The 22281-nt window shown below is 70.3% G+C and carries 20 protein-coding genes; 3 read left to right on the top strand and 17 right to left on the bottom strand.

What is annotated here, in order from left to right:
- Positions 1-27: 27 nt before the first annotated feature.
- From pyrF to efp, 9 genes are all read right to left on the bottom strand, one after another.
- Positions 28-897 carry an orotidine-5'-phosphate decarboxylase gene (gene pyrF, locus JD292_RS03885; RefSeq protein ID WP_200131398.1) on the bottom strand — a complete coding sequence of 290 codons (870 nt, stop codon included), beginning with the start codon at positions 895-897 and terminating at the stop codon, positions 28-30.
- Complete coding sequence (carB, locus tag JD292_RS03880) at positions 894-4190, bottom strand: carbamoyl-phosphate synthase large subunit (RefSeq protein WP_200131397.1); 3297 nt, start codon at positions 4188-4190, stop codon at positions 894-896. Before carB ends, pyrF begins: the two co-directional genes overlap by 4 nt.
- A gap of 6 nt (positions 4191-4196) precedes the next feature.
- Positions 4197-5399, bottom strand: a complete 1203-nt coding sequence (gene carA, locus JD292_RS03875) for a glutamine-hydrolyzing carbamoyl-phosphate synthase small subunit (RefSeq protein ID WP_369411135.1) — start codon at positions 5397-5399, stop codon at positions 4197-4199.
- Positions 5396-5950 (bottom strand): PH-like domain-containing protein, encoded by a 555-nt coding sequence (locus JD292_RS03870; RefSeq protein ID WP_200131396.1) that lies wholly within the window; start codon positions 5948-5950, stop codon positions 5396-5398. Before JD292_RS03870 ends, carA begins: the two co-directional genes overlap by 4 nt.
- Positions 5947-7335: a dihydroorotase gene (locus tag JD292_RS03865; protein WP_200131395.1), complete on the bottom strand. Its 1389-nt coding sequence runs from the start codon at positions 7333-7335 to the stop codon at positions 5947-5949. The genes JD292_RS03870 and JD292_RS03865 overlap by 4 nt, the downstream gene beginning before the upstream one ends.
- On the bottom strand, positions 7332-8288 hold the full coding sequence (locus JD292_RS03860; protein ID WP_200131394.1) for an aspartate carbamoyltransferase catalytic subunit: 957 nt from the start codon (positions 8286-8288) through the stop codon (positions 7332-7334). Before JD292_RS03860 ends, JD292_RS03865 begins: the two co-directional genes overlap by 4 nt.
- The gene (gene pyrR, locus JD292_RS03855) at positions 8285-8842 is read right to left on the bottom strand and encodes a bifunctional pyr operon transcriptional regulator/uracil phosphoribosyltransferase PyrR (RefSeq protein WP_200131393.1); all 558 of its coding nucleotides are present in this window, start codon (positions 8840-8842) and stop codon (positions 8285-8287) included. The genes JD292_RS03860 and pyrR overlap by 4 nt, the downstream gene beginning before the upstream one ends.
- Before the next feature lie 233 nt (positions 8843-9075).
- On the bottom strand, positions 9076-9492 hold the full coding sequence (gene nusB / locus JD292_RS03850) for a transcription antitermination factor NusB (protein WP_200131392.1): 417 nt from the start codon (positions 9490-9492) through the stop codon (positions 9076-9078).
- Positions 9492-10055 (bottom strand): elongation factor P, encoded by a 564-nt coding sequence (efp, locus tag JD292_RS03845; RefSeq protein WP_200131391.1) that lies wholly within the window; start codon positions 10053-10055, stop codon positions 9492-9494. Before efp ends, nusB begins: the two co-directional genes overlap by 1 nt.
- Before the next feature lie 241 nt (positions 10056-10296).
- Here efp and JD292_RS03840 point away from each other — a divergent pair, with 241 nt between their 5' ends.
- Positions 10297-11253, top strand: a complete 957-nt coding sequence (locus tag JD292_RS03840) for a hypothetical protein (RefSeq protein ID WP_200131390.1) — start codon at positions 10297-10299, stop codon at positions 11251-11253.
- A 181-nt stretch (positions 11254-11434) separates the two neighbouring features.
- The gene (locus tag JD292_RS03835) at positions 11435-11998 is read left to right on the top strand and encodes an acyl-CoA thioesterase (RefSeq protein WP_200131389.1); all 564 of its coding nucleotides are present in this window, start codon (positions 11435-11437) and stop codon (positions 11996-11998) included.
- A 4-nt stretch (positions 11999-12002) separates the two neighbouring features.
- On the opposite strand, the gene JD292_RS03830 is transcribed toward JD292_RS03835, so the two are convergent.
- Both JD292_RS03830 and JD292_RS03825 read right to left on the bottom strand, forming a co-directional pair.
- On the bottom strand, positions 12003-12947 hold the full coding sequence (locus tag JD292_RS03830; RefSeq protein ID WP_200131388.1) for a serine/threonine-protein kinase: 945 nt from the start codon (positions 12945-12947) through the stop codon (positions 12003-12005).
- A 31-nt stretch (positions 12948-12978) separates the two neighbouring features.
- Complete coding sequence (locus tag JD292_RS03825; RefSeq protein WP_200131387.1) at positions 12979-14919, bottom strand: vWA domain-containing protein; 1941 nt, start codon at positions 14917-14919, stop codon at positions 12979-12981.
- Between the two features lie 123 nt (positions 14920-15042).
- On the opposite strand from JD292_RS03825, the gene JD292_RS03820 reads away from it, so the two are divergent.
- Positions 15043-16530: an AAA family ATPase gene (locus JD292_RS03820; RefSeq protein ID WP_200131386.1), complete on the top strand. Its 1488-nt coding sequence runs from the start codon at positions 15043-15045 to the stop codon at positions 16528-16530.
- A 57-nt stretch (positions 16531-16587) separates the two neighbouring features.
- Here the strand turns inward: JD292_RS03820 and aroB are convergent, their stop codons facing one another.
- From aroB to ruvX, 6 genes are read right to left on the bottom strand one after another with little or no spacing between them, the layout of a single operon-like run.
- A complete protein-coding gene (gene aroB / locus JD292_RS03815; protein ID WP_200131385.1) occupies positions 16588-17673 on the bottom strand; it encodes a 3-dehydroquinate synthase in 1086 nt (361 codons plus the stop codon).
- A 2-nt stretch (positions 17674-17675) separates the two neighbouring features.
- Positions 17676-18566: a shikimate kinase gene (locus tag JD292_RS12430; RefSeq protein ID WP_200131384.1), complete on the bottom strand. Its 891-nt coding sequence runs from the start codon at positions 18564-18566 to the stop codon at positions 17676-17678.
- Positions 18563-19759 (bottom strand): chorismate synthase, encoded by a 1197-nt coding sequence (gene aroC / locus JD292_RS03805; RefSeq protein ID WP_200131383.1) that lies wholly within the window; start codon positions 19757-19759, stop codon positions 18563-18565. Before aroC ends, JD292_RS12430 begins: the two co-directional genes overlap by 4 nt.
- 5 nt (positions 19760-19764) lie before the next feature.
- Positions 19765-20664 carry a shikimate dehydrogenase family protein gene (locus tag JD292_RS03800; RefSeq protein ID WP_369411134.1) on the bottom strand — a complete coding sequence of 300 codons (900 nt, stop codon included), beginning with the start codon at positions 20662-20664 and terminating at the stop codon, positions 19765-19767.
- A gap of 2 nt (positions 20665-20666) precedes the next feature.
- Entirely contained in the window at positions 20667-21773 is a 1107-nt protein-coding gene (gene mltG / locus JD292_RS03795; RefSeq protein WP_200131382.1) for an endolytic transglycosylase MltG, read from the bottom strand.
- On the bottom strand, positions 21770-22279 hold the full coding sequence (ruvX, locus tag JD292_RS03790) for a Holliday junction resolvase RuvX (protein WP_200131381.1): 510 nt from the start codon (positions 22277-22279) through the stop codon (positions 21770-21772). Before ruvX ends, mltG begins: the two co-directional genes overlap by 4 nt.
- Positions 22280-22281: the final 2 nt, after the last annotated feature.

The following is a 22281-nucleotide window of genomic DNA, read 5'->3' as shown; positions in this document are numbered from 1 at the left end:
GCTCTCCCCTTAGGTCTGTAATCCAGATTACGCTCGACGGTCGTCGAGCGCGTCGGCGATCGCAGCCCCGCGCTCCCGAATCCTCTCGGTGATCCCGGCTGACCCCCCGGCCAGGATGCTCCGCGATTCATTCGCGAGCAGCGCGTGCCCAATTCCCCCGAAGAGCGTTCGCGCTTCCTCCACGCGCCCGCCCTGGTGGCCGAAGCCTGGGGCAAGTACGGGGAGTGCAGGTCCGTCCGGTTTGGCGCCGGTATCGATCCCGAAGTCTGCGAGATCGAGCGTGGCACCGAGTACCACTCCGACAGACCCCACGGCTTCCCGTGGAGCCTCCGCCCGGTTCCAGGCGGCCGCATCGTCCACCATAGCGGCGGCGACGGTTTTTCCGTCCATTCTTTGTGCCATCTGCACCTCTCGCGCCTCAGGATTTGAGGTCGCCGCGAGCACAAAGACTCCCTTCCCGTGTTCGCGAACGTGACGTAACGCTCCGGTGAGTGTTCCAAAGCCCTGATAGGCCGAAACGGTCATCGCGTCCGATTCGAGGGGTGACCCGGGGGTGAGCCAGGCGTCCCCGTAGGCCGCGAAACTGGTGCCGATATCGCCTCGTTTCACGTCGGCAATTACCAGGAGATTCGCAGCACGCGCATCAGAAAGCACGCGCTCCAGAGCTGCGAATCCGGCGGATCCGAAGCGCTCGAAGAACGCGATCTGCGGTTTCACGCACGCCGCGAGCCCGGCCGCGGCCTCGACGACGACCCGGCCCATGCGCTCCGCGCCGGCCGCGTCATCGGCGAGGCCCCAGTCCGCGAGGAGCGGGGCGTGCGGGTCGATGCCCACGCACAGGTGCCGGCCCGCTGCGAACTCCGCGGCGAGCCGGCCCCCGAAAGTGCGATCCGTCATCGCGCGGCTGCCTCGCGCGCGGACACGCGGTCGATCTCGTACTCCTGCAGCGACTTCACATCGAAGCCGTCGCGCTGCGCGGACAGGGCTCCCACCGCGGCCGAGAGCTCGGAGACCGTCGTGAAGATCGGCTTATCGGCCGCGACCGCCGCCGCGCGGATCTCGTACCCGTCGGCGCGGGCCGAGCTGCCCGAGGGCGTGTTGATGATCATGTCGACCTCGCCGCGGTTGATCAGGTCGACGATCGTCTCGCCCTCGGCCTGCTTGGAGTGCTTGCGCACCACCTCCGACTCGATCCCGTTGCGTCCGAGCACCACCTGGGTGCCCTGCGTCGCGAGGAGCCGGTAGCCCAGCTCGACGAGGCGGAGCGCGGGCAGCACGACCGAGCGCTTATCGCGGTCGGCAACCGAGAGGAACACGGTCCCGGCCTTCGGCAGCTCGCTGCCGGCAGCCGACTGGCTCTTCGCGAAGGCGGTCGGGAAGTCCCGATCCATGCCCATGACCTCGCCGGTGGAGCGCATCTCCGGCCCGAGCAGCGAGTCGACCACGAGCCCCTCGTGGGTGCGGAAGCGCTTGAACGGGAGCACGGCCTCCTTCACGGCGATCGGCGCGTCGATGGGCGCGCGAGAACCGTCGCGCTCGGGCAGGAATCCCTGATCAATGAGCTGCTGGATGGTCTCCCCCGCCATGATCCGCGACGCGGCCTTCGCGAGCGGGATCCCGAGCGCCTTCGACACGAACGGCACGGTGCGGGACGCGCGCGGGTTCGCCTCGAGCACGTAGAGCACGCCCTGGCCGATCGCGAACTGGACGTTCAGCAGGCCGCGGACCCCGAGGCCGGCTGCGATACCGAGCGTGGCCTCGCGGACCTCGGCGATCTGGTCGTGGCCGAGCGTGACGGGCGGCAGCGTGCAGCTCGAGTCGCCCGAGTGCACGCCGGCCTCCTCGATGTGCTCCATCACGCCGCCGACATACAGCTGCTCGCCGTCGTAGAGGGCGTCGACGTCGATCTCGATCGCGTCGTCGAGGAAGCGGTCGACGAGCAGCGGGTGGCCGGGGCCGACGAGGGCGTGGCCCTCGATGCGCTCGAAGTAGCCGTGCAGCGAGTCGCGGTCGTAGACGATCTCCATGCCGCGGCCGCCGAGCACGAAGGAGGGGCGCACGAGCACCGGGTAGCCGATCTCCTCGGCGATCCGGATCGCGCCCTCCTCGTCGATCGCGGTGCCGTTCCGCGGCGCGAGCAGGCCCGCGCGATCGAGAATGCCGGAGAACGCGCCGCGCTCCTCGGCCAGGTCGATCGCCTCGGGCGTGGTCCCGAGGATCGGGATCCCCGCGTCCTTGAGCGGCTGCGCGAGGCCGAGCGCCGTCTGGCCGCCCAGCTGCACGACGACGCCGAGAAGCTCGCCCGCGGCGGCTTCGGCGTGGATGACCTCGAGCACGTCCTCGAGCGTGAGCGGCTCGAAGTAGAGGCGATCCGAGGTGTCGTAGTCGGTCGAGACCGTCTCCGGGTTGCAGTTGATCATGATCGTCTCGTAGCCGGCCTCGGAGAGCGCGAACGACGCGTGCACGCACGAGTAGTCGAACTCGACGCCCTGGCCGATGCGGTTCGGGCCCGAGCCGAGGATGACGACCTTCTTGCGGTCCGACGGCACGACCTCGGTCTCGAAGTCGTACGACGAGTAGTGGTACGGCGTGAGCGCCGGGAACTCGCCAGCGCAGGTGTCCACGGTCTTGAAGACGGGACGCAGGCCGAGGCCGTGGCGCAGGCCGCGGATCTCGGACTCGGAGACCCCGCGGATCGCGGCGATCTGCGCGTCGGAGAAGCCGTGGTCCTTGGCCTCGCGCAGCACCTCGAGCGTGAGCTGCGGGGCGATCCTGACCTGCTCGGCGACCTCGTTGATGAGCTGGATCTGATCGAGGAACCAGGGGTCGATCGCGGTCGAGGCGTACACCTCGTCGATCGACGCGCCGAGGCGGAGCGCCTGCTGCACGTCGACGATGCGGCCGTCCGTCGGACGCTTGATCGTCTCGAGCAGCTCCGCGACCGGGCGATTCTCCTCGCCCCAGTGGAACGAGGTGCCGCGCTTCTCGAGCGAGCGGAGCGACTTCTGCAGCGCCGTCGTGAAGTTCCGGCCGATCGCCATCGCCTCGCCGACCGACTTCATGGTCGTCGTGAGCGTGTCGTCGGCCGCGGGGAACTTCTCGAACGCGAAGCGGGGCGCCTTCACGACCACGTAGTCGATCGTCGGCTCGAAGCTCGCCGGGGTCTTCTGCGTGATGTCGTTCGGGATCTCGTCAAGGCGGTAGCCGAGCGCGAGCTTCGCGGCGATCTTCGCGATCGGGAAGCCCGTGGCCTTCGAGGCGAGCGCCGAGGACCGGGAGACGCGCGGGTTCATCTCGATGACGATGATGCGGCCGGTCTTCGGGTCGATCGCGTACTGGATGTTGCAGCCGCCGGTGTCGACGCCGACGCGCCGGATGATGTCGATGCCGATGTCGCGGAGCTTCTGGAACTCCCGATCAGTGAGGGTGAGCGCGGGCGCGACCGTGATCGAATCGCCCGTGTGCACGCCGACGGCGTCGACGTTCTCGATCGAGCACACGACGACCGTGTTGTCGGAGGTGTCGCGCATGAGCTCGAGCTCGTACTCCTTCCAGCCGAGGATCGACTCCTCGAGGAGCACCTCGGTGGTCGGGCTGTAGTGGAGGCCGTCGCCCGCGATGCGGACGAGCTCCTCCTCCGTGTACGCGAAGCCCGATCCGAGACCGCCCATCGTGAAGGACGGGCGCACCACGAGGGGGTAGCCGAGATCCTTGGCGAACTCCTTCGCCTCCTCGATCGTGTGCGCGATGTGCGAGCGGGCCACGTCGGCGCCGGCCTCGAGCACCAGGTCCTTGAAGATCTGGCGGTCCTCGCCGCGCTGGATCGCCTCGACCTTCGCGCCGATCAGCTCGACGCCGTGCTTCTCGAGGATGCCCTGCTCGTGCAGCGCCATGGCCGCGTTGAGCGCGGTCTGGCCGCCGAGGGTGGGGAGGATCGCGTCGGGGCGCTCCTTGATGATGATCGACTCGATGACCTCGGGCGTGATCGGCTCGACGTAGGTGGCGTCGGCGAAGTCGGGGTCGGTCATGATCGTCGCGGGGTTCGAGTTCACGAGGATGACGCGGACGCCCTCCTCGCGGAGCACGCGGCAGGCCTGGGTGCCGGAGTAGTCGAACTCGCAGGCCTGGCCGATGACGATCGGGCCGGAGCCGATGACGAGGACGGAATTGATGTCTGAACGCTTGGGCATGTGGCTTTAGGCTCCCTGGACGTCGGTGCCGGCGGCGCGGTCCCTGACCAGCGCGCGGAAACGATCGAAAAGATAGAAGGCGTCGTGCGGACCGGCCGCGGCCTCGGGGTGGTACTGGACGGAGAAGGCGGGGATGTCGAGGCACTCGAGGCCCTCGACGACCTGGTCGTTCAGGCTGTAGTGGCTGACCTGCACGCGGCCGAAGCCCTCCGGCGCGGGGAATTCGCCCTCGATCGGGGCGTCCACCGCGAAGCCGTGGTTCTGCGCGGTGATCTCGACGCGGCCCGTGCGCTTGTCGAGCACGGGCTGGTTGATCCCGCGGTGACCGAAGGGCAGCTTGTAGGTGTCGAGGCCGAGCGCGCGGCCGAGCAGCTGGTTGCCGAAGCAGATCCCGAAGTACGGGATGCCGTCGCGGAGCAGCTCGCGCAGCACGAGCACCTGCGCGTCGCTCGCCGCGGGATCGCCGGGTCCGTTCGAGTAGAACAGCGCGTCCGGCGCGATCGCGCGGATCTCCTCGAGCGTGGTGCGCGCGGGCAGCACGATCACGTCGAAGCCGTGCTCGGACAGGTAGGTGACCGTGGCGCGCTTGATCCCGAGATCGAGCACCGCGATCGAGCCGACGCGCTCGACGCCCTCGGCGGCGGGAACGTCGTAGCGCTCGGGAGTCGTGACCTCGTCGGAGAGGTTCCTCCCCGCCATGCCGGCCTGCTCGCGCACCGCTGTGAGCTGCTCCTCGTCGCTGAGCGCCAGCTCCGCGCCCGAGAAGATACCGGCGCGCATGGCGCCGGCCGAGCGGATGCGGCGCGTGATCGCGCGGGTGTCGACGCCCGAGATGCCCACGACCTCGTCCGCCACGAGGTCCTCGTCGAGGGAGCGCTGCGCGCGGAAGTTCGAGACGCGGCGTGCGGGATCGCGCACGACGAAACCGGACACCCAGATCTTGCGGGACTCCATGTCGGTGTCGTTCGCGCCGGTGTTGCCGATGTGCGGGGCCGTCATCAGGACGATCTGGCCGGCATATGAGGGATCGGTGAGCGTCTCCTGGTAACCGGTCATGCCGGTCGAGAACACGACCTCCCCGAGCGTGCGCCCCGTGGCGCCGTACGCGCGACCCGCGTAGCGGGTGCCGTCCTCGAGCACCAGCACTGCGGCGCCCTCGGGCACCGCTGCTGCGGGCGGCGCCGTCACTTCGAACGTATTGGTGGTCACGCATCCTCCTGGGGTGTGCTGGGATTCTCGGTCTGGGTTGCGCCGGCGACCACGCTGATCGCGTCGGCGAAGCGGTGCTGCTCGCGGGCGTCCGCGAGCCGGAAACTGGATTCGAGCTCGCGCTGCTGGCCGGCGCGGTTCTCGGAGCGCCAGCGCAGCAGGGAGAGGCCGTCGCGCTCGACGGTCTTGCCGATCCTGCTGCCGGCGGTTGTGGAGCCGATCACGTGATCGGCGGGGATCAGGACGGGCTTCTCGCCCGTGACCGCGATCAATACGCCGTCGCGGCGCAGCACGACGTCGGCGAAGCCCTTGTAGCGCAGTCCCGGCATGCTGACGCGCTCGAGCGGGGCGCCCGCGGGCGTCGTGGAGACGTAGGAGGCGCGCGGGAACTCGGCGATCACCTCGCCGGTGAGCGGGGCGACGTCGAGTGAGCCCGCGATGACGCCCTCGGGCGCATCCCGCCGGGCTCGAGCGCGCCACGCGAGCCACATGAACACGAGAATCGCCGCGGCGATCCCGGCCATGAGCAGGGCGAACTCTGCGCGATTCACTGCTCGACCCCCGCGGTCACCGCGGTGCTCGCCGCCGCGGCAGCGACGTCCTCGGCCGGGACCAGCTCGCCGTCGTCGAGCGTGAGGTAGCCGTGGCGCACGGTGAACGCGACGCGTCCGGGCACCTCCATCCCGAGGTAGGGCGAGTTGATGCTCTGGCCCCGCAGGCGGTCGAGATCGAACTCGCTGGATCCGGACGGGTCGACGAGCACGAGATCGGCGACCGCTCCCTCGACGAGCGCTTCGGGCGCGCCCTCCAGTCGGCCGATCTCCGCGGGCCGGTGCGAGAGCAGCGTCTCGAGCTCCGCCCAGCTGGCGTGTCCTTCCCTGATCAAGGTGAGGATCGCGATCGGGAGGGCCGACTCGAGACCGACCATGCCGAACGCGGCGGCATCCCACTCGCACTCCTTCGCCTCGACGGGATGGGGGGCGTGATCCGTCGCGATGATGTCGATGACCCCGTCCGCCACGGCCGCGCGCAGCGCGCGCACATCCTCCTCGCGGCGGAGCGGCGGGTTGACCTTGTAGCGAGGATCGTAGCTGCGCACGAGATCCTCGGTGAGGATCAGGTGGTGCGGGGTGACCTCCGCCGTGATCCTGATCCCGCGTGCCTTCGCCCAGCGCACGACCTCGACGGATCCGGCCGTCGAGAGGTGGCAGACGTGCAGGCGGGCCCCCGTGTGCTCGGCGAGGAGAGCGTCGCGGGCGATGATCGACTCCTCGGCGACGGCAGGCCAGCCCTTCAGGCCGAGCTCGCTCGAGAGCGGTCCCTCGTTCATCTGCGCCCCCTCGGTGAGGCGCGGATCCTGGGCGTGCTGGGCGATCACGCCGTCGAATGTCGAGACGTACTCGAGGGCGCGACGCATGAGCAGCGGATCGTGCACGCACTTGCCGTCGTCGGAGAAGACGCGCACCTGTGCACGGGACTGGGCCATCGCGCCGATCTCGCTCAGCCGCTCCCCCGCGAGATCCTCGGTGACGGCGCCGATCGGGCGAACGGTCGCGTAGCCCGCGGCGTCGCCGAGGGCCTTGACCTGCTCGACCACGCCGGCCGTGTCCTGCACCGGGAGGGTGTTCGCCATCGCGAACACGCTCGTGAAACCGCCGGCAGCCGCCGCGCGGGTTCCCGTGAGCACGGTCTCGGACTGCTCGAAGCCGGGCTCGCGCAGGTGGGTGTGGAGGTCGACGAGGCCGGTCAGCGCGACGAGGCCGGCGGCGTCGATAACGCGCTCGCCCTCTCGGGCCTCGAGGCCGGTGCCGCGCTCGACGATGCGGCCGCCGTCGATCCGGAGGTCGGTGGCGGGGGCCGAAGCGATGTCGGCGCCGCGCTCGGTGAGATCGGCCGCGATGCGGGTGTTGCGGATCAGGATGCCGGGATTGGTCATTCGGAAACTCCTCGTTCGCCGGACAGCAGAAGGTACAGGGCGGCCATACGAACCGAGACGCCGTTGGCGACCTGCTCGAGCACCGTCGAGCGCGGCGAGTCGGCCGCGCCTGACGAGATCTCGAGCCCTCGGTTCATGGGGCCGGGGTGCATGATGATGGCGCGGTCCGAGAGACCGGCGACCCGGGGATCGTCGAGCCCCCAGTTGCGGGCGTACTCGCGCTCGTTGGGGAAGAAGGCGGCGTGCATGCGCTCGCTCTGGATCCGGAGCATCATGACCACGTCGGGCCGTTCGGCACGGAGCGCCTCGTCGAGCGAGTGGTGGATCGTGACCGGCCAGCCGCGCGATCCGAACGGGATCAGGGTTTCCGGTGCCACGAAGCTCACCTTCGCGCCGAGGGTGTCGAGCAGCCACAGGTTGGAGCGGGCCACACGGGAGTGGGCGATGTCGCCCACGATCACCACGGAGACGCCATCGAGATCGCGCCCGCGGCTCGCCTCGCCGAAGAGCCTCCTGCGCATCGTGAACGCGTCCAGCAGGGCCTGGGTGGGGTGCTCGTGCGTGCCGTCGCCGGCGTTCAGCACGCCGGCGTCGATCCAGCCGCTCGTCGCGAGCCGCTCGGGGGCGCCCGACGCGGGATGGCGGATCACCACGCCGTCGGCGCCGATCGCCTGCAGGGTCTGCGCCGTGTCCTTGAGCGATTCGCCCTTCGAGACCGAGGAGCCCTTCGCGCTGAAGTTGATGACGTCCGCCGAGAGCCGCTTCGCCGCGGCCTCGAACGAGATCCGCGTCCGCGTCGAGTCCTCGAAGAACAGGTTCACGACCGTCTTCCCGCGCAGCGTGGGAAGCTTGCGGACCTCGCGCTGCTGCGTGGCCGCCATCTCCTCTGCGGTGTCGAGGATCAGGATCGCCTCGTCGCGCGTGAGCCCCTTGGTGCCGAGCAGATGCCTCATCGCGCGGCCTCCGCGGGGGCCTCGTCCTGCGAGATGGTGACCTCGTCGACGCCGTCGTGCTCGACGAGGCGCACCGAGATCCGCTCGTGCTTCGAGCTCGGCAGATTCTTGCCGATGTAATCCGCTCGGATCGGGAGTTCCCGGTGGCCGCGGTCGATCAGCGCCGCGAGGCGGACCGCGCGCGGGCGACCGTGATCGTTGAGCGCGTCGAGCGCGGCGCGCACCGTACGGCCCGAGAACAGCACATCGTCGACGAGGACGACGGTGGCGTTGTCGATCCCGCCGACCGGCATCTCGGTCGGCCGCGGAGAGCGCGTGGGATGCTTCGCGAGATCGTCGCGGTACATCGTGACGTCGAGGCTTCCGACCGGGACGTCGGTGCCCTCGATCCGGGAGATCTGCCCGGCGATGCGCTGGGCGAGCGAGGTGCCTCGAGTGGGAATGCCCACGAGGACGAGCCCCTCAACGCCCTTGTTCGCTTCGATGATTTCGTGCGAGATTCGAGTCAGTGCTCGCGAGATTTCGGATTCTTCCAGAACCGTACGCGACCCCATATTCGAGCCCCCCTTCTCCGCCTCACAGGACGGGAGTTAAAGAAAAGCTGCAACCCCTCCACCCTAGCGCACCCCGGCGGGATTCGTGCCGCGACGGATGTCTGGCAGGCTCCCCGCGCGTGACGGCGCGCCGTGCAGGGGGCCGCCACCGCCCGGCGTGGCGCGAACGACGAGGGGCCGGTGCGAGAAACGCTCTCGCACCGGCCCCTCGATCCGGGATTCCCTGGCTCGGATCAGGCTTTCGCCTGGTCCGCGATCTTCCCGAGCACCCCGTTGACGAAGCGGCCGGAATCCTCCGTCGAGTACTCCTTCGCGAGCTCGACGGCCTCATCGATGGCCACGGCGGCCGGCACCTCAGGGTTGAAGAGGATCTCCCACGCGGCAACGCGCAGGAGCGCACGATCCACGTTGGGCATCCGGTCCAGGGTCCACCCCTGGGCGTAGCTCATGAGCAGCTCGTCGATCTCATCGCGGTGATCGGTGACCCCGTCGACGATCTCGCGGGCGTACAGCCACGAGGCCTCACGGTCCGGCTCGCTCGCCGCGCGGCGAGCCTCCGCCTGCACGATCGCGAGGATCGGCTCACTGCGGACATCGGCCTGGAAGAGCATGTCGAGCGCGCGCTTGCGCGCCTTCGTGCGGGCTGACACTAGTCGTTGACGCGGCCGAGGTAGTCGCCCGTGCGGGTGTCGACCTTGACCTTCGTGCCGGTCTCGAGGAACAGCGGAACCTGGATCTCGGCACCGGTCTCGACGGTGGCAGGCTTGGTGCCGCCCGTCGAGCGGTCGCCCTGCAGGCCCGGCTCGGTGTAGGTGACCTCGAGGATCACGGACGCGGGGAGCTCGAGGTAGAGGGGCTCGCCCTCGTGCAGCGCGATCTGCACCTGCGTGTTCTCCATCATCCACTTCACGGCGTCGCCGACGACCGTGCCGGAGACGGTGAGCTGGTCGTAATCGGCCTGGTCCATGAAGACGAAGTCAGCGCCGTCCTGGTACAGGTACTGGTAGTCGCGGCGATCGACCGTGGCGGTCTCGATCTTGGCGCCGGCGTTGTAGGTCTTGTCGATGATCTTGCCCGACACGACGTTCTTCTGCTTCGTGCGGACGAATGCGCCGCCCTTGCCCGGCTTGACGTGCTGGAACTCGACCACGCTCCAGAGCTGACCGTTCTCCTTGATCACGGTGCCGTTCTTGATGTCGTTCGAGGTTGCCATGCAGTGTTTCTCCGGGTTCTGTGAAGTTCGAGCGCGGAACGCGCCGATCCAGCTTACAGCCTGCGGCTGAACTTCGACTGCATCGGGCCGCAGCGGAAGGCACGGGCATCTGCCGGGCAGCTCCCCCATGACCCGAGCGGGAACGCAAAACATAGCGACTTCATGTGAATCCCACGGTAAAGTGCTGAGAAAAAGAACCACCCCACTGTTCCGGGACGCCGGCGGACACGCGAGGAAGCACATGCGCAAGAAACTGATCCCCACCCTCATCGCGGGAGGCGCCGCGATCCTCCTCACCGCCTGCAGCCCGGCAGGATTCGGCGGCTCGCAGACGTTCAGCGACGGCGCGTCCCTGAAAAAGCGCGTCGGCGAGATCGCCAAGAAGGCGGGGTCGAGCGAGCTGCTGCGGATCTCCATTCCCGTCGAGGGGAAAACGTCCGGGTCGATCGACCTCCTGACCGGCGAGGGCAAGGTGGGCAAGACCCTGCCGGAGGGCGACGATCTCTACGCCGACGGCACGGTGCCCGCTCCCCACTCGGCGACGATCCCGATCGATACGTTCCCCTACGATCTCATCGTGAAGCGCGCCCAGCAGGATCTCGGATGCGCCGAGGGAACCGAGCCGACCGCCGTGGAGTCGTCGGTCACCCCCGGCGGCGCGCTGTTCACGGCCGCCGCCTGCAGCGGCGATGGCGCGAAGGCCTGGGGAACGTCGTGGCTCGGCGAGGAGAAGGTTCCCGTGCTGCAAGACCCGTTCTCCGACGCGAGCCTCACGACCGCCCTCGCAGAGGCGAAGACCGCGATCGGCCCGGAACTCCTCGAGTTCAAGATCGAGGGGGTGTACGGCCCCTTCGGCGAGGAGGGCGCCGGCTACACGTTCATCGGCCCGGAGCAGGAGACCGCGGCCGGCAAGCGAAAGACCCAGTTCACCAGGCAGTTGCGCGTCGACCCGCAGGTGATCTTCAACGACGTCGAGGGAACCTCGAGCGCCACGAAGACGTTCAAGCTCGCCGACGTGTCTGCGAAGGATCTCCGCGAGGGACTTGACTATCTGCTGAACTCCGAGCATCTGCGGGCAACGACCACCGATGAGCTCGCCTCGGCGACCTTCCGCATCGGCGAGGACGGGCGCCCGAGGCTCGAGGTGCTCGGCAAGGAGATGGGCGATATGGCCTGGGTCGCGTTCTCGAACGACTAGCCTCCCCCGCCACCCAGGCACACGCGGGGCACACGCAGCGCTCCGGGTCCAGGCGCGCCGGGCCGATCGACTCTTCGGTGATGGGTCTTTTCCCACAGCGGGGCGCCCGGGGCCCCACGACCCGTCTCAGAGCGCCCACAAATCGGCGAGGCCGATCATCCACTGACCATAGGATCGCACCATGCACATGATGTTCCGCACGCTCTGGCACTTCCTGTTCGTCGGCCCTCGCGGCCGTCGCCTCTCGTTCGGCGACGTCTCCCGCTCCCGCTTCCGCGTGTGGCCGACGGATCTCGACTTGCTTGGGCACATGAACAACGGCAAATACCTGTCGATCATGGACGTCGCCCGCTTCGACCTGATCCAGCGCACCGGCGTGCTCGAGGTCTTCAAGCGCGAGGCCTGGTATCCGGTTGTCGTCGGCCAGACGATCTCCTACCGGAAGTCGCTCAACCCGTGGAAGCGCTTCTGGATCGAGTCCCGGATCATCGGCTTCGATGCGCAGGCGGTGTTCATTGAACAGCGCTTCGTGCGACGCCCGCGGGGCGAGGCCGAGATCTACGCGCGGGCCATCGTGCGGGCGCGCATCCTCCGCAAGTCAGGGGGAGTCGTGCCCATCGACGACGTGATCGCCAAAACCGGCGCGAACCGCGCGGACTTCGCGCTGCCGGACGGGATCCTCGAGTGGGCCGAAGCGACGCGGCTCCCCTCCACGCGCGCCGAAGCGCCGAGCGAGTGGGACTGAGCCGCTAGCTCCCGGCGGGCGGCCGCGCCCCCATGTGCGGCCCCTGGCTCCCGACCTCGCGCGCGCTCAGGCGGATCGCGTGCTCCCCGGCGTCGTAGACGTGACGCGCCGCGAGCTTTCCCCCGCCGATATGCCCGTCGAGCCAGGTGAAGGTCCCCGGATCCACGAGCGCGCCGGCCTCCGCGAACCTCCCGAGCTGCAGCGCCAGCATCTCGGCAACCGTCGGATGCGGGCCGTGGGCGTGGGAGAGTCCGAGCACGGCCGGCCGCGAGTCGGCGGGGATCGCGCGGAGGCTCCACTCGATCCTGCGCCCGAACGCGAGGGGCACTCCCACCGAGGGAACCCCGCCCGGCAGGCGATCGAGCTGGGCGAAACCGTCGCGCACCTCGGACGCGAACACCAGTTCGGGGCCCTGAACACTGCGGAAAGCTGCGTCCCAGGCTTCGGCACCGATCCCGTGCGGCGCCGCAACGATCTCGAGCGTCGGGTCCGCAGCAACGGCCGCGGCGAGAACGGCGGGGTCCACGCCGGCCGCGACGAACGCCTCGGGCTCGGGAACCGGAAGCCCGAGCGGCTCGAAGAGTCGACGCATGCGGGCGATCGTCGCGATCGCCCGGCCCTCGACGTCGGCGTCCGCGGGTCCGGAAGCGCGGCTCGCTCCCGGCTCGCCTCGCGTTTCCCCCGCGCGGTCGCCCGCTCCACCGGACCGGCTCGCCGCCGGGCCGGTGGGCGCGTCTGCTGACTGCCCCGGAGCCGCGGGGGCCGCGGCCGCGGAGAACCCGACCCGCGGGAGCGCTCCGGCCGCCTCGTCGAGCACCGCGTCGAGGGCGGAGAGCGGATCGGCTCCCCCGTTCCGTTCGAGCGCACGATCGAGCAGCGCAGCGGTCTCGGGGAACATCGCCCTGGCGAGCGCGAGTTCGTCGTCTGAGCGATTCTGCGGAGCGGTCATCGGGTCGCCAGCCTTCCTTCGGGGTCGAGGATCACGCTAGCTCACGCTCGATCAGTCGCAGAATCGTGTCGGGAAGTGATCGCGGGTCCTCGAGCCTGACGCCTCCAGGGGCGAAGCGATCGACGAGTTCCCCCGAACCGATCCCGATCGCGTGCACGGAGACCCCTGCCGCCCGGAGCTCCCGGAACTCTCGATGCGCGGCCCCCGGATCGTTCGATCCGCCGTCCCCCACGATGAAGAGCACGCGCTTGCGCTCGAGCGTGCTGGCCGGTTCGCCTCCCCCGAGGAGGCGCCGCGTCCCACCCGGCTGGGAGTTCGGCCGGGGCGCGATACCGAATTCGATGGCTGCGGCTCGAAGCGCCGCGGCGTCGTTCGTGGCGCCCCGCGGGGATCGCGTCGCCCCGTGGAGCGCCAGGCGATGGGCGTCGTCCATGCCCCTGGACAGGGGTTTCAGCACCAGTGGTTCCGCGTCGAACACCACGAGCGAGGTGCGGAGGTCGAGATCGAGATCCAGGTCGGTGCGGCTACCGGCGTGCGCGATGTCCCGGCCGGCGGCGGCAAGGGCCTCCGACAGGATGATCATCGCGTCCGCTGCGGCCTCTGCCGGCGGACCCTGCATGGACGCCGAGCGATCCACGAGGAGCACGTAGTCGGTGCTCCCGGCCCGGCGCGTGCGGCGGGGCCGGTGCTCGCGGCGCGTGAACGCACGTGGCGCGGGAACCCCGGCCCGAGCCTCTGCGAGCGCGCTTGCGAGCGCGTGTCCGGCGAGGTCCTCGCCCTCGGAATGAGCGATGCGGCTCATCGTTCCCCGGGAGCCGAGACGCTCGGAGATGATCCGCTCGAACACCTGTCGCATGCGCTCGATCGCTTCGGCGAGCTCCGAGACGCGCCGACGGTAGTCCCCCAGCGCGGGCAGCGAGGAGCCGCTTCCCGCGCCCACCGTCGGCTCCGTGATGGAGCGCTCGGAGTCCGCGACGGCCCCCTGCGGAAGATCGAGCGCGGCGTCGATGGCGGCGGCACCGGCCGGCATCGGCGTCTCGAGCACCGACTCGACGAAGCCCGCCTGCTCCGCGGCGAAGAGGTCGGCTCCCTCCGCGGTCTGCCGCCCCTCGCCCTTCCTGGCACGCTCCGTGTCGTCTTCCCGCGAATCGCCGTCCGCGTCGTCGGCGTCGGCACCGTCCGCGGCGCTCGCGTCCTCGTCGCCCGCACCAGCGGACGCCGCGTCGGCTCGATCGTCCGTCAGCAGCGCCTCGGCGTCCTCACCGGTGTCCCCCGACTCCTGCGACCCCCGGTCCGCGATCCCCCGCTGCGCGAGATCGGCAGCGAGCAGTCGATCGTGACCGGGAAGAAGCAGCCCGAGCAAGCGCTCGAAGCGTGCGAGCCGACCGCGAGCCGGATCCCCGATGAGCGCGAGCACGAACGGGTGCCTGTCGTCCGGGAGCAGCTCGGCGATGGCCGCCCACTCCGCGAGCACCTCCGGTGCCAGGCCGGGGACGCGTTCGGCCTCGCCGCGTTCACCCGATACCGCGGCAGCGCCCGCCACGAGCACGAGCCACACCCACTGCAGATGGCGCGGCAGATCACCGGGGTTCGGGAGCGAGGTGCGGCGCAGCCCGGCGGCGAGCGGTCCGCGCAGGCCGGGCATGGCCTCGAGGAGCTCGCTCGCGGCGATGACGCGAAGGAGCGCAGTGATCAGGGCATTCAGATCCGGGCGACGGCGTCGCAGGGAGTCCGCGCGTCGTTCCCGGTCGCCGGAGACCCGGACGGCACGCGGCCCCTGCCAGAGTTCGAGGAGCGCGAGCGAGACCGCCTCGTCCGCGGGAATCCCCCGCTCGGAGTACCACCCGAGTCCGACCCGCAGGGCGCCGTCCTCGAGCGCCCAGCTCGCGTCGTCGGTCACCCGGATCTCGAAACCGAGGATCGCCGCGCTCGCCCGCAGCCGTTCGCGCAGGGGATCTCGCGCGTCGCTCATGAGACCACCCTAGCCGCCGGCGCGGCGGCGCCCTCCCGCCGGAGCGCGCTCCAGCGGCCCGGGTGCGGGCGGCGCGGCGAATCGCGACGAGTCGCGGTGAGTCGCGGTGATAGCGTGGCCGATATGTCCGCTCACCTGCACGATCCGATCGCCTCAGAGGTCGCGGAGCTCCGCGCCGATCGCCGCCTCGTCGTTCGTGCCCTGCGCGCGCTCGACGCGGCCGAGACGGGCGGCTCGGATGGCTCCGGCGGCACCTCCGCCAGCGCCGAAGCGCTCCGCGCGGAACTCGCGGGGCTCGACGCGCGGCTCGCCGCGACGCTCGCGCAACCGGGGGCGGAGGCTGCGCTCTCGACCGCGGCGCAGGAGCGGTCGGCGGTGCTGCGCGGCGTCGTCGCGGCTCGGCGCGCGGAGGCCCACCGTCGCGCGGCACTCGATCGCGCCACCGAGATGCGCGCCCAAGCCATGGCGAGCGCGCGCGAGCTGACCCGGGACGAGGCGGCTCGGATCCGGGCGCTGCAGGAAACGGCGGCACAGGCGCACTCCGCCGAACTCGGCGAAGACAGCGGCCGGTCCCTCTGGACCGCGGCGATCACCTCGCCGACCCGGCGGGATCAGGCGATCGTCGCCCTCGCGGCCCTCCGCATCCGCGAGGCGCGCACGCAGCTCAACGATGGCCTCCTCATGACCGAGCAGATGCGCGGCATCATCGCGGAGGCGGTCCCCGGGCTGCTGCGGGGCGATCCCGTGCTGCTCATCGGCGAAACCGGCGGGGCGAAGACCGCGCTCGCCGAGCACCTCAGCCGCTCCGGGCTCGGCCGCGAACCCGAACTCGTGTCCGGCTACGGCGACATCACCACCTCCCAGCTGATCGGCTCCCACGAGCTGCGGGCGGAGGGCGGCGCGACCATCAGCGTATTCGTGCCTGGCCCGCTTCACCGCGCCATGACCGAGGGCCGTCCCGTGATCCTCGACGAGGTCAACGCGATGCCGCCGGAGTTCCTCAAACGGCTCAACCGGATCCTGCAGTTGCGTCCAGGAGATCGGCTCGGCGTGCAGGAGGACGGCGGCAGGGAAATCCAGATCGCCAAGGGATTCGCGATCCTCGCGACCGCGAACGAGCAGACGCCGCACCGCTATCGCGGCCTGGATCGGCTGAGCGCGGAGCTCGTGAACCGCTTCGGGGCCAACGCCTACCGCGTGCACTACCCCGACACGGGACTCGCCTACGACGACTTCCCTCGCGAGAACGCGCTCCTGGCCGCCGCCGCCGTGGCGGACGCCCACGGCGCGCTCCCCTCTGGCATCTCCCCCGCGGACCTCGCCGCCGTGGCCCGCGCCGCCTTCATCAGTCAGCAGGTGTTCGCGGGCGAGCACGGCGAGGGGTTCGGCGAGTACGTCAGCACCGAGCGCGGCATCGACGGCCGCCCCGGCCTCGAGGAGTCGGTGCTCGCGCCCCGCACCCTCGTCGCCGTGCTGCGGAAGGTGGCGGGAAGCGCCGGTGCCATTTCCCTCGATCGCGCGCTCACGCGCTTCGTCGAGGGGGTCATGCACGCCGAGGACCGCAGGGTGCTCGCGCTGATCCTGACGGGGCAGGGATTCCGGATCGGCTGATCCCGCACAACTGGTGCGTCGCTCAGCGCGTGCGCGGGGGGCGTCCGGCCCGCGAAACTACTGCGCGATCTCCTGGTAGGCGAATTGCAGCACCGACTCGTCGGTTCCCGCCAGCACGCGCGGCTTCGCGATGTCATCGAGCACGATGAAGCGCAGCATCCCGGCGCGCGCCTTCTTGTCGCGCTGCATCGTCGCGAGCAGACCCGCCCAGCGGCCAGCGGGGTACGAGAGCGGAAGGGTGAGCGAGGAGAGGATCCTGCGGTGGCGCTCGACAGCCTCGTCCGACAGCGAGCCGGCCATCCGGCCGAGCTCGGCCGCGTACATCATGCCGATCGAGATCGCGACGCCGTGGCGCCACTGGTACCGTTCGGCGTGCTCGATCGCGTGGCCGAGCGTGTGCCCGTAGTTCAGGATCTCCCGGAGCCCGCCCTCTTTGAAGTCTTCCGACACCACGCGCGCCTTCACGCCGATGGCCAGTTCGACGAGCCTGCGGAACTCCGGCGTGCCGGGATCGGTCGCTCGCGCCACGTCGGCCTCCAGAATGTCGAGGATCTCGGGTTCCGCGATGAAGCCGCACTTCGCGACCTCGGCCATGCCAGCGAGGAGCTCGTTCCGCGGCAGCGTCTCGAGCAGGCTGAGATCGCAGAGCACGGCAGCTGGCGCGTAAAAGGCTCCGACTAGGTTCTTCCCCTCGGTCGTGTTGATGCCGGTCTTGCCGCCGACCGCCGCGTCGACCATCCCGAGGACCGTCGTCGGAATCTGCACGAGGCGAACGCCGCGAAGCCAGGTGGCCGCGACGAAGCCCGCGAGGTCCGTCACCGCGCCGCCGCCCAGACCGATCACGGCATCGGTCCGCGTGAAATCGGCCTGCCCCATGATCTGCCAGCAGAACGCGGCGACCTCCACGCGCTTTGCGGCCTCGGCATCGGGCACCTCGGCGAGCAGCACCTGCTGGAACCGGCTCTGCAGCGACTCCCGCAGCTCCGAGGCGATCTTCCCCACGGTCGGGGTGTGCACGATCAGGACCTTCGCGACGCGTTCCCCGAGGGCCGCGGGCACTCGATCGAGAATGTCCCTGCCCACGGTGATCGTGTACTCGGTCTCGCCCGTCACGGCGATCTCGGTCGCGGGTACCTCGGTCATGTCTACTCCTCCTCGCCGCGGGTTCGCGCGGCGGCATTCTTCTTCGCAAAGGTGCGGGACCACTGCGCCACGCGGCGCGCGAGCTGTTCCTTCGTAGCGCGGTCGGTCCGGTAGGTGATGTCGGCCACCTCCTCGTAGAGCGGACGCCGCTCCTCGAGGATGCGACCCCACGCGTTCGGATCGTCGCGCAGCAGCGGCCGTCGCGACAGGTTCGCGGTGCGCAGCACGGCCGCCTGCGTGGTCATGAGCAGGACGACCGGGTAGGCCGCGAGCAGCGCCCTCGTGCTCTCGGTGATGACCGCGCCCCCGCCCAGGGCGATGATCCGGCCGCCGGGCTGCGCGAGCTCCGCCGCAATCAGCTCGGCCTCGATCCTGCGGAACTCCGGCTCGCCATGAGACGCGAAGAACTCGGTGATCGGGCCGTGCAGGCGGACGAACACGGCGTCGGTGTCGACGAAGGGCACGCCGAGTTCGCGCGCGACTCGCTTCCCCAGACTCGTCTTCCCGGCCGCCATCGGGCCGACGAACACCACCGCGCGATCGGGCAGGCGGCCCCGTCCGCGGCGGCGCCGACGGCGCCGGGCACGGGGCGGCTGCCCCTGCGCGGTCGCGGCGCCCTCTTCGACGGCGCCGACGCGGCCCGATCCGGCCTGGCGACCCCGCCCGGCCGGCTGCTGCTGGGACCGCTTCTGCTGGCGCGAACGGCCGCCGCCGTTGCGGGAACCCGTCGGGCGGGGTCCCGCTGGCTTCGCCGGAGCGCCCGGCTGCGACGCGGGCGACCGGCTGTCCTCGCCGGACGGAGACGCGCTGGTCTGGGGCGCTGCTGGCGGCGCCGGCTTCGGCCGGGGAGCCGGCGGACCGACCTCCCGCGCCGAACGACGCGACTCGCTCACGACTCGATGACGGTCGTCAGGCGCTCGGGAATCGCCTGGAGGTACGACTCGAGGTTGCGACGGGTCTCGGCGACACTGTCACCGCCGAACTTCTCGACAACGGCATCGGCGAGGATCAGGGCCGTCATAGCCTCCGCGACGACACCCGCAGCGGGAACCGCGGAGACGTCGCTGCGCTGATGGTGCGCCTTCGTCTCCTCGCCAGTGGCCGTGTCGATCGTGGGAAGCGCGTGGGGAACCGTGGCGATCGGCTTCATGCCGGCGCGAACGCGCAGCACCTGGCCCGTCGTCATGCCGCCCTCGATGCCACCCGCGCGATCCGTGTCGCGCGCGATCTTCCCGTCCTCGATGTGGAGGGGATCGTGGGCCACCGATCCGCGGCGGCGGGTCGTCTCGAAGCCGTCTCCGACCTCGACGCCCTTAATGGCCTGAATGCCCATGAGCGCGCCGGCGAGCCGAGAATCGAGCCGCCGATCCCAGTGCACATAGGAGCCGAGCCCGGGCGGCAGGCCGTACGCGAGGACCTCAACAATTCCGCCGATCGTATCGCCCGACTTCTTCGTGTCGTCGACCTCCGCCACCATCCGCGCGCTCGTCTCAGGATCGAAGCAGCGCAGCGGATCGGCGTCGAGCGTGTCGACGTCCGCCGGGCGCGGGAGCCGCGCGCCGTCCGGCACGACCACGTCGCCGAGCGAGATGGTGTGGCTGACCAGCTCAATTCCGAGCTCGGCGAGGAAGCCCCTGGCCACGGCGCCGAGCGCGACGCGCGCCGCCGTCTCGCGCGCGCTCGCGCGCTCGAGCACCGGGCGTGCTTCGTCGAAGCCGTACTTCTGCATGCCGGCGAGGTCGGCGTGACCGGGTCGCGGGCGCGTCAGCGGCGCCCCGCGTCCCCGCGACTTCTCTGACAGCTCGACCGGCTCGGGGCTCATCACCTCGGTCCACTTGGGCCACTCGGTGTTGCCGATCCGGATCGCGATGGGGCCGCCGATCGTGACGCCGTGCACGACACCGCCCGACAGGTTCAGCTCGTCCTGCTCGAACTTCATGCGGGAGCCGCGGCCATAACCGAGCTTCCTGCGCGCGAGATCAGCTCGGATCTCGTCGAGGGAAACGGGGACGCCAGCCGGCATCCCCTCGAGGACGGCGATCAGTTCGGGGCCGTGAGATTCTCCGGCGGTCAGCCAACGCAGCATACTGGCTATCCTCCCACACCGGAGGCGGCGATCGCGCGATCGACGGCCTCCCGCACCCGGTCCTCACTCGGAAGCGGCACGTCGCCGCTCCCGCTGAGGAAGATCCGGATCTGCAAAATCGCCTGTTCAACCAGCATTCCCAGGCCGGAGCTCGCGGATCCGCCCGCTGCGCTCCAGCGCGTGGCGAGCGGCGACGGCCAGGGATCGTAGGCGACGTCGAAGAGCGGGACCGCCATGAGCGACTCCGGGAGCGCAACGTCGCGCGCCGCCGGGCCGGGGAGCGTCGAGATCACGAGCGTCGGGGCGCCCCCACCCGCACCGTGCGCGGCGCTCGCCCCCGCGTCGGCGCGGCCATTGGTGAGCTCGGCGAGCCCGACGGACCGCACCTCCGGGGCGATCCCGCTTCCCGGCTCGCGTCCCTCGCCGAAGCGGTCGACGATTGCCCGGCTCGCGTGCGCGTTGCGTGCCGCGATGGTGATCGTCGTCGCCCCGAGGCTCCTCGCGGCCAGCAGCGCGGAGATCGCGGTGGCGCCGGAACCGAGGACGAGGGTGCGTTCGGCGGAGAATCCCGCCGCGCCGATCGCCGCGGCGAGGCCCCCAACGTCGGTGTTGAAGCCGTCCCAGGCGCCGTCGTCACGACGGCGGAGGGTATTGACGACGCCGCTCTCGGCGGCGACCGGGTCGAGGCTCGCGGCCAGCCTGCGCGCCTCGTCCTTGAGCGGCATCGTGAGGGAGAGGCCCCGCCACGAGGCGTCGCGTCCGGCGAGGAACGCCGCGAGCGCGCTCTCCCCGCACCGCACCCTGCCGTAGTGCCAGTCCAGTCCGAGTTCCGCGTAGGCTGCGCGGTGGATGAGCGGTGAGCGCGAGTGCGCGATCGGCGACCCCAGAACCGCGAGCCGCTCCACGGTCAGCAGCCCTTTCCGGGATTCGCCTTGCACCAGGCGTTGAGCTTCGACACGTTGGCGTCGTGCTCCTCCTGCGTCGCCGAGAAGGCGGATTCGCCCGTGTCGAGATTGATCGCGACGAAGTAGATCCAGTTGCCGTCCGCCGGCTTCACGACCGCGTCGATCGCGTCGCGTCCCGGGTTTGCGATCGGTCCCTTCGGCAGGCCGGTGTGCACGTAGGTGTTCCACGCATTGTTGTCCGCAAGCGCCTCGTCGGTGGACCAGACGTTCCCGTCGGCGTGCTGGCCCATGCCGTACTGCGCGGTGGAGTCCATCTGCAGCTTCATGCCGTCGGCGAGCCGGTTGTCGATGACCCGGGCAACCTTGGGGAAGTCCTCCACTCGTCCGCCCTCGCGCTGCACGATCGAGGCCTTGGTCAGGACCTGCTCGCGCTGCTCGACCGGCACGCCGGCCTCATCGAGCACCTTCTTCTGCGTCTCGACCATGTGGGCGATGGCCTGCTCCCCCGTGGTCTCCTGCTCGAACTCGTAGGTCGCGGGGAAGAGCCAGCCCTCGAGTGAGTCGACGCCCTGCGGCAGGCCGTATGCCCCGACGTTCTTGGCGGCCGCCTGCAGATCCTTGAGCGGGATGTCGGCGCCGGCCGCGACGAGCTCGAGCGTCTGGGCGACGGTCTTCCCCTCGGGGATCATCGCGGTGTACTCCATGCGATTCGCGGGGTCCTGCAGGGCCGCGAGCGCGCTCTGGGAGCTCATCTCGAGCTTGAGCTTGTACGAGCCCGGCTTGAACTCGACGGCGGGCTCCTGCTTGAGGAGGAGCTGGTAGAAGGCCTCGGAGGTCTTCACGACGCCCGCGTCCGCGAGCGATCCCGCGATGTCCTCTCCGATCTCGCCCTTCTTGATGACCACAACCGTCTCGCCGTGGCCCTCCCCCTCGAAGTCATTCGAGGTCCACCCGAGGGCGAGGGAGATCTTGTCCCCGAAGGTTCCCCACAGCGATGCCGCGGCGACGCCCAAGCCTCCGAGCAGGACGAACGCGACGATGAGGCTGATCAGGACTCGTTTCCCGGTCGAGCTCTCTCCCCGCTGCGTTCGGTTCCGTGCTGCGCTCATGCGGTGCTCCCCTGTTCCGTGGTGGTCACGGGGACCACTTCCGTTCCGGGCGCGGCCCCACGCGCCCGTTCGATGTCGAGTGCGTGCTGCAGGATCACCACAGCCGCGGCCTGGTCGATAATCGACCGGCTCTGTTTGGTCTTCTTCCCGGCCTGCCGGAGCTGTCCCTGCGCGGACACGGTCGAGAGCCGCTCGTCGACGAGGCGCACCGGGGTGCCGGTGCGCTGCAGCAGGGCCGCGAGATCCGAGGCGAACGCCTCAGCGTCCTCGGTCGAGGGCGTCCGCTCACCACGGAGGTTCAGCGGCAGGCCGACGATCACCTCGAACGCTTCGAGCTCGGCCGCGATCGCGGCGATCCGTGCGAGATCGGGGCGCTCGGTATCCGCGCCTGAGGCCGCCCGTGCGACCGTCTCGACCGGGGTGGCGAGCATTCCGTGCAGGTCGCTGCGCGCGACGCCGATGCGGGCCTTGCCCACATCGATGCCGAGGCGTACGCCAGTTCTCACGC

This window comes from Leucobacter edaphi (assembly GCF_016522535.1).
Lineage (GTDB): Bacteria > Actinomycetota > Actinomycetes > Actinomycetales > Microbacteriaceae > Leucobacter > Leucobacter edaphi.
The sequence above is the reverse complement of the archived record's forward strand: the minus strand, read 5'-3'. Positions and strand labels throughout refer to the sequence as shown.

What these genes read in the sequence shown, in the direction of transcription:
- JD292_RS03820 (WP_200131386.1), top strand. Translation starts at nt 15,043, where the DNA reads ATGTCCGCTCACCTGCACGATCCGATCGCCTCAGAGGTCGCGGAGCTC.
- JD292_RS03865 (WP_200131395.1), bottom strand. Translation starts at nt 7,335, where the DNA reads ATGACCAATCCCGGCATCCTGATCCGCAACACCCGCATCGCGGCCGAT.
- efp (WP_200131391.1), bottom strand. Translation starts at nt 10,055, where the DNA reads ATGGCAACCTCGAACGACATCAAGAACGGCACCGTGATCAAGGAGAAC.
- JD292_RS03830 (WP_200131388.1), bottom strand. Translation starts at nt 12,947, where the DNA reads ATGACCGCTCCGCAGAATCGCTCAGACGACGAACTCGCGCTCGCCAGG.
- JD292_RS03825 (WP_200131387.1), bottom strand. Translation starts at nt 14,919, where the DNA reads ATGAGCGACGCGCGAGATCCCCTGCGCGAACGGCTGCGGGCGAGCGCG.
- JD292_RS03835 (WP_200131389.1), top strand. Translation starts at nt 11,435, where the DNA reads ATGCACATGATGTTCCGCACGCTCTGGCACTTCCTGTTCGTCGGCCCT.
- aroC (WP_200131383.1), bottom strand. Translation starts at nt 19,759, where the DNA reads ATGCTGCGTTGGCTGACCGCCGGAGAATCTCACGGCCCCGAACTGATC.
- pyrF (WP_200131398.1), bottom strand. Translation starts at nt 897, where the DNA reads ATGACGGATCGCACTTTCGGGGGCCGGCTCGCCGCGGAGTTCGCAGCG.
- mltG (WP_200131382.1), bottom strand. Translation starts at nt 21,773, where the DNA reads ATGAGCGCAGCACGGAACCGAACGCAGCGGGGAGAGAGCTCGACCGGG.
- JD292_RS03840 (WP_200131390.1), top strand. Translation starts at nt 10,297, where the DNA reads ATGCGCAAGAAACTGATCCCCACCCTCATCGCGGGAGGCGCCGCGATC.
- JD292_RS03860 (WP_200131394.1), bottom strand. Translation starts at nt 8,288, where the DNA reads ATGAGGCATCTGCTCGGCACCAAGGGGCTCACGCGCGACGAGGCGATC.
- aroB (WP_200131385.1), bottom strand. Translation starts at nt 17,673, where the DNA reads ATGACCGAGGTACCCGCGACCGAGATCGCCGTGACGGGCGAGACCGAG.
- carB (WP_200131397.1), bottom strand. Translation starts at nt 4,190, where the DNA reads ATGCCCAAGCGTTCAGACATCAATTCCGTCCTCGTCATCGGCTCCGGC.
- pyrR (WP_200131393.1), bottom strand. Translation starts at nt 8,842, where the DNA reads ATGGGGTCGCGTACGGTTCTGGAAGAATCCGAAATCTCGCGAGCACTG.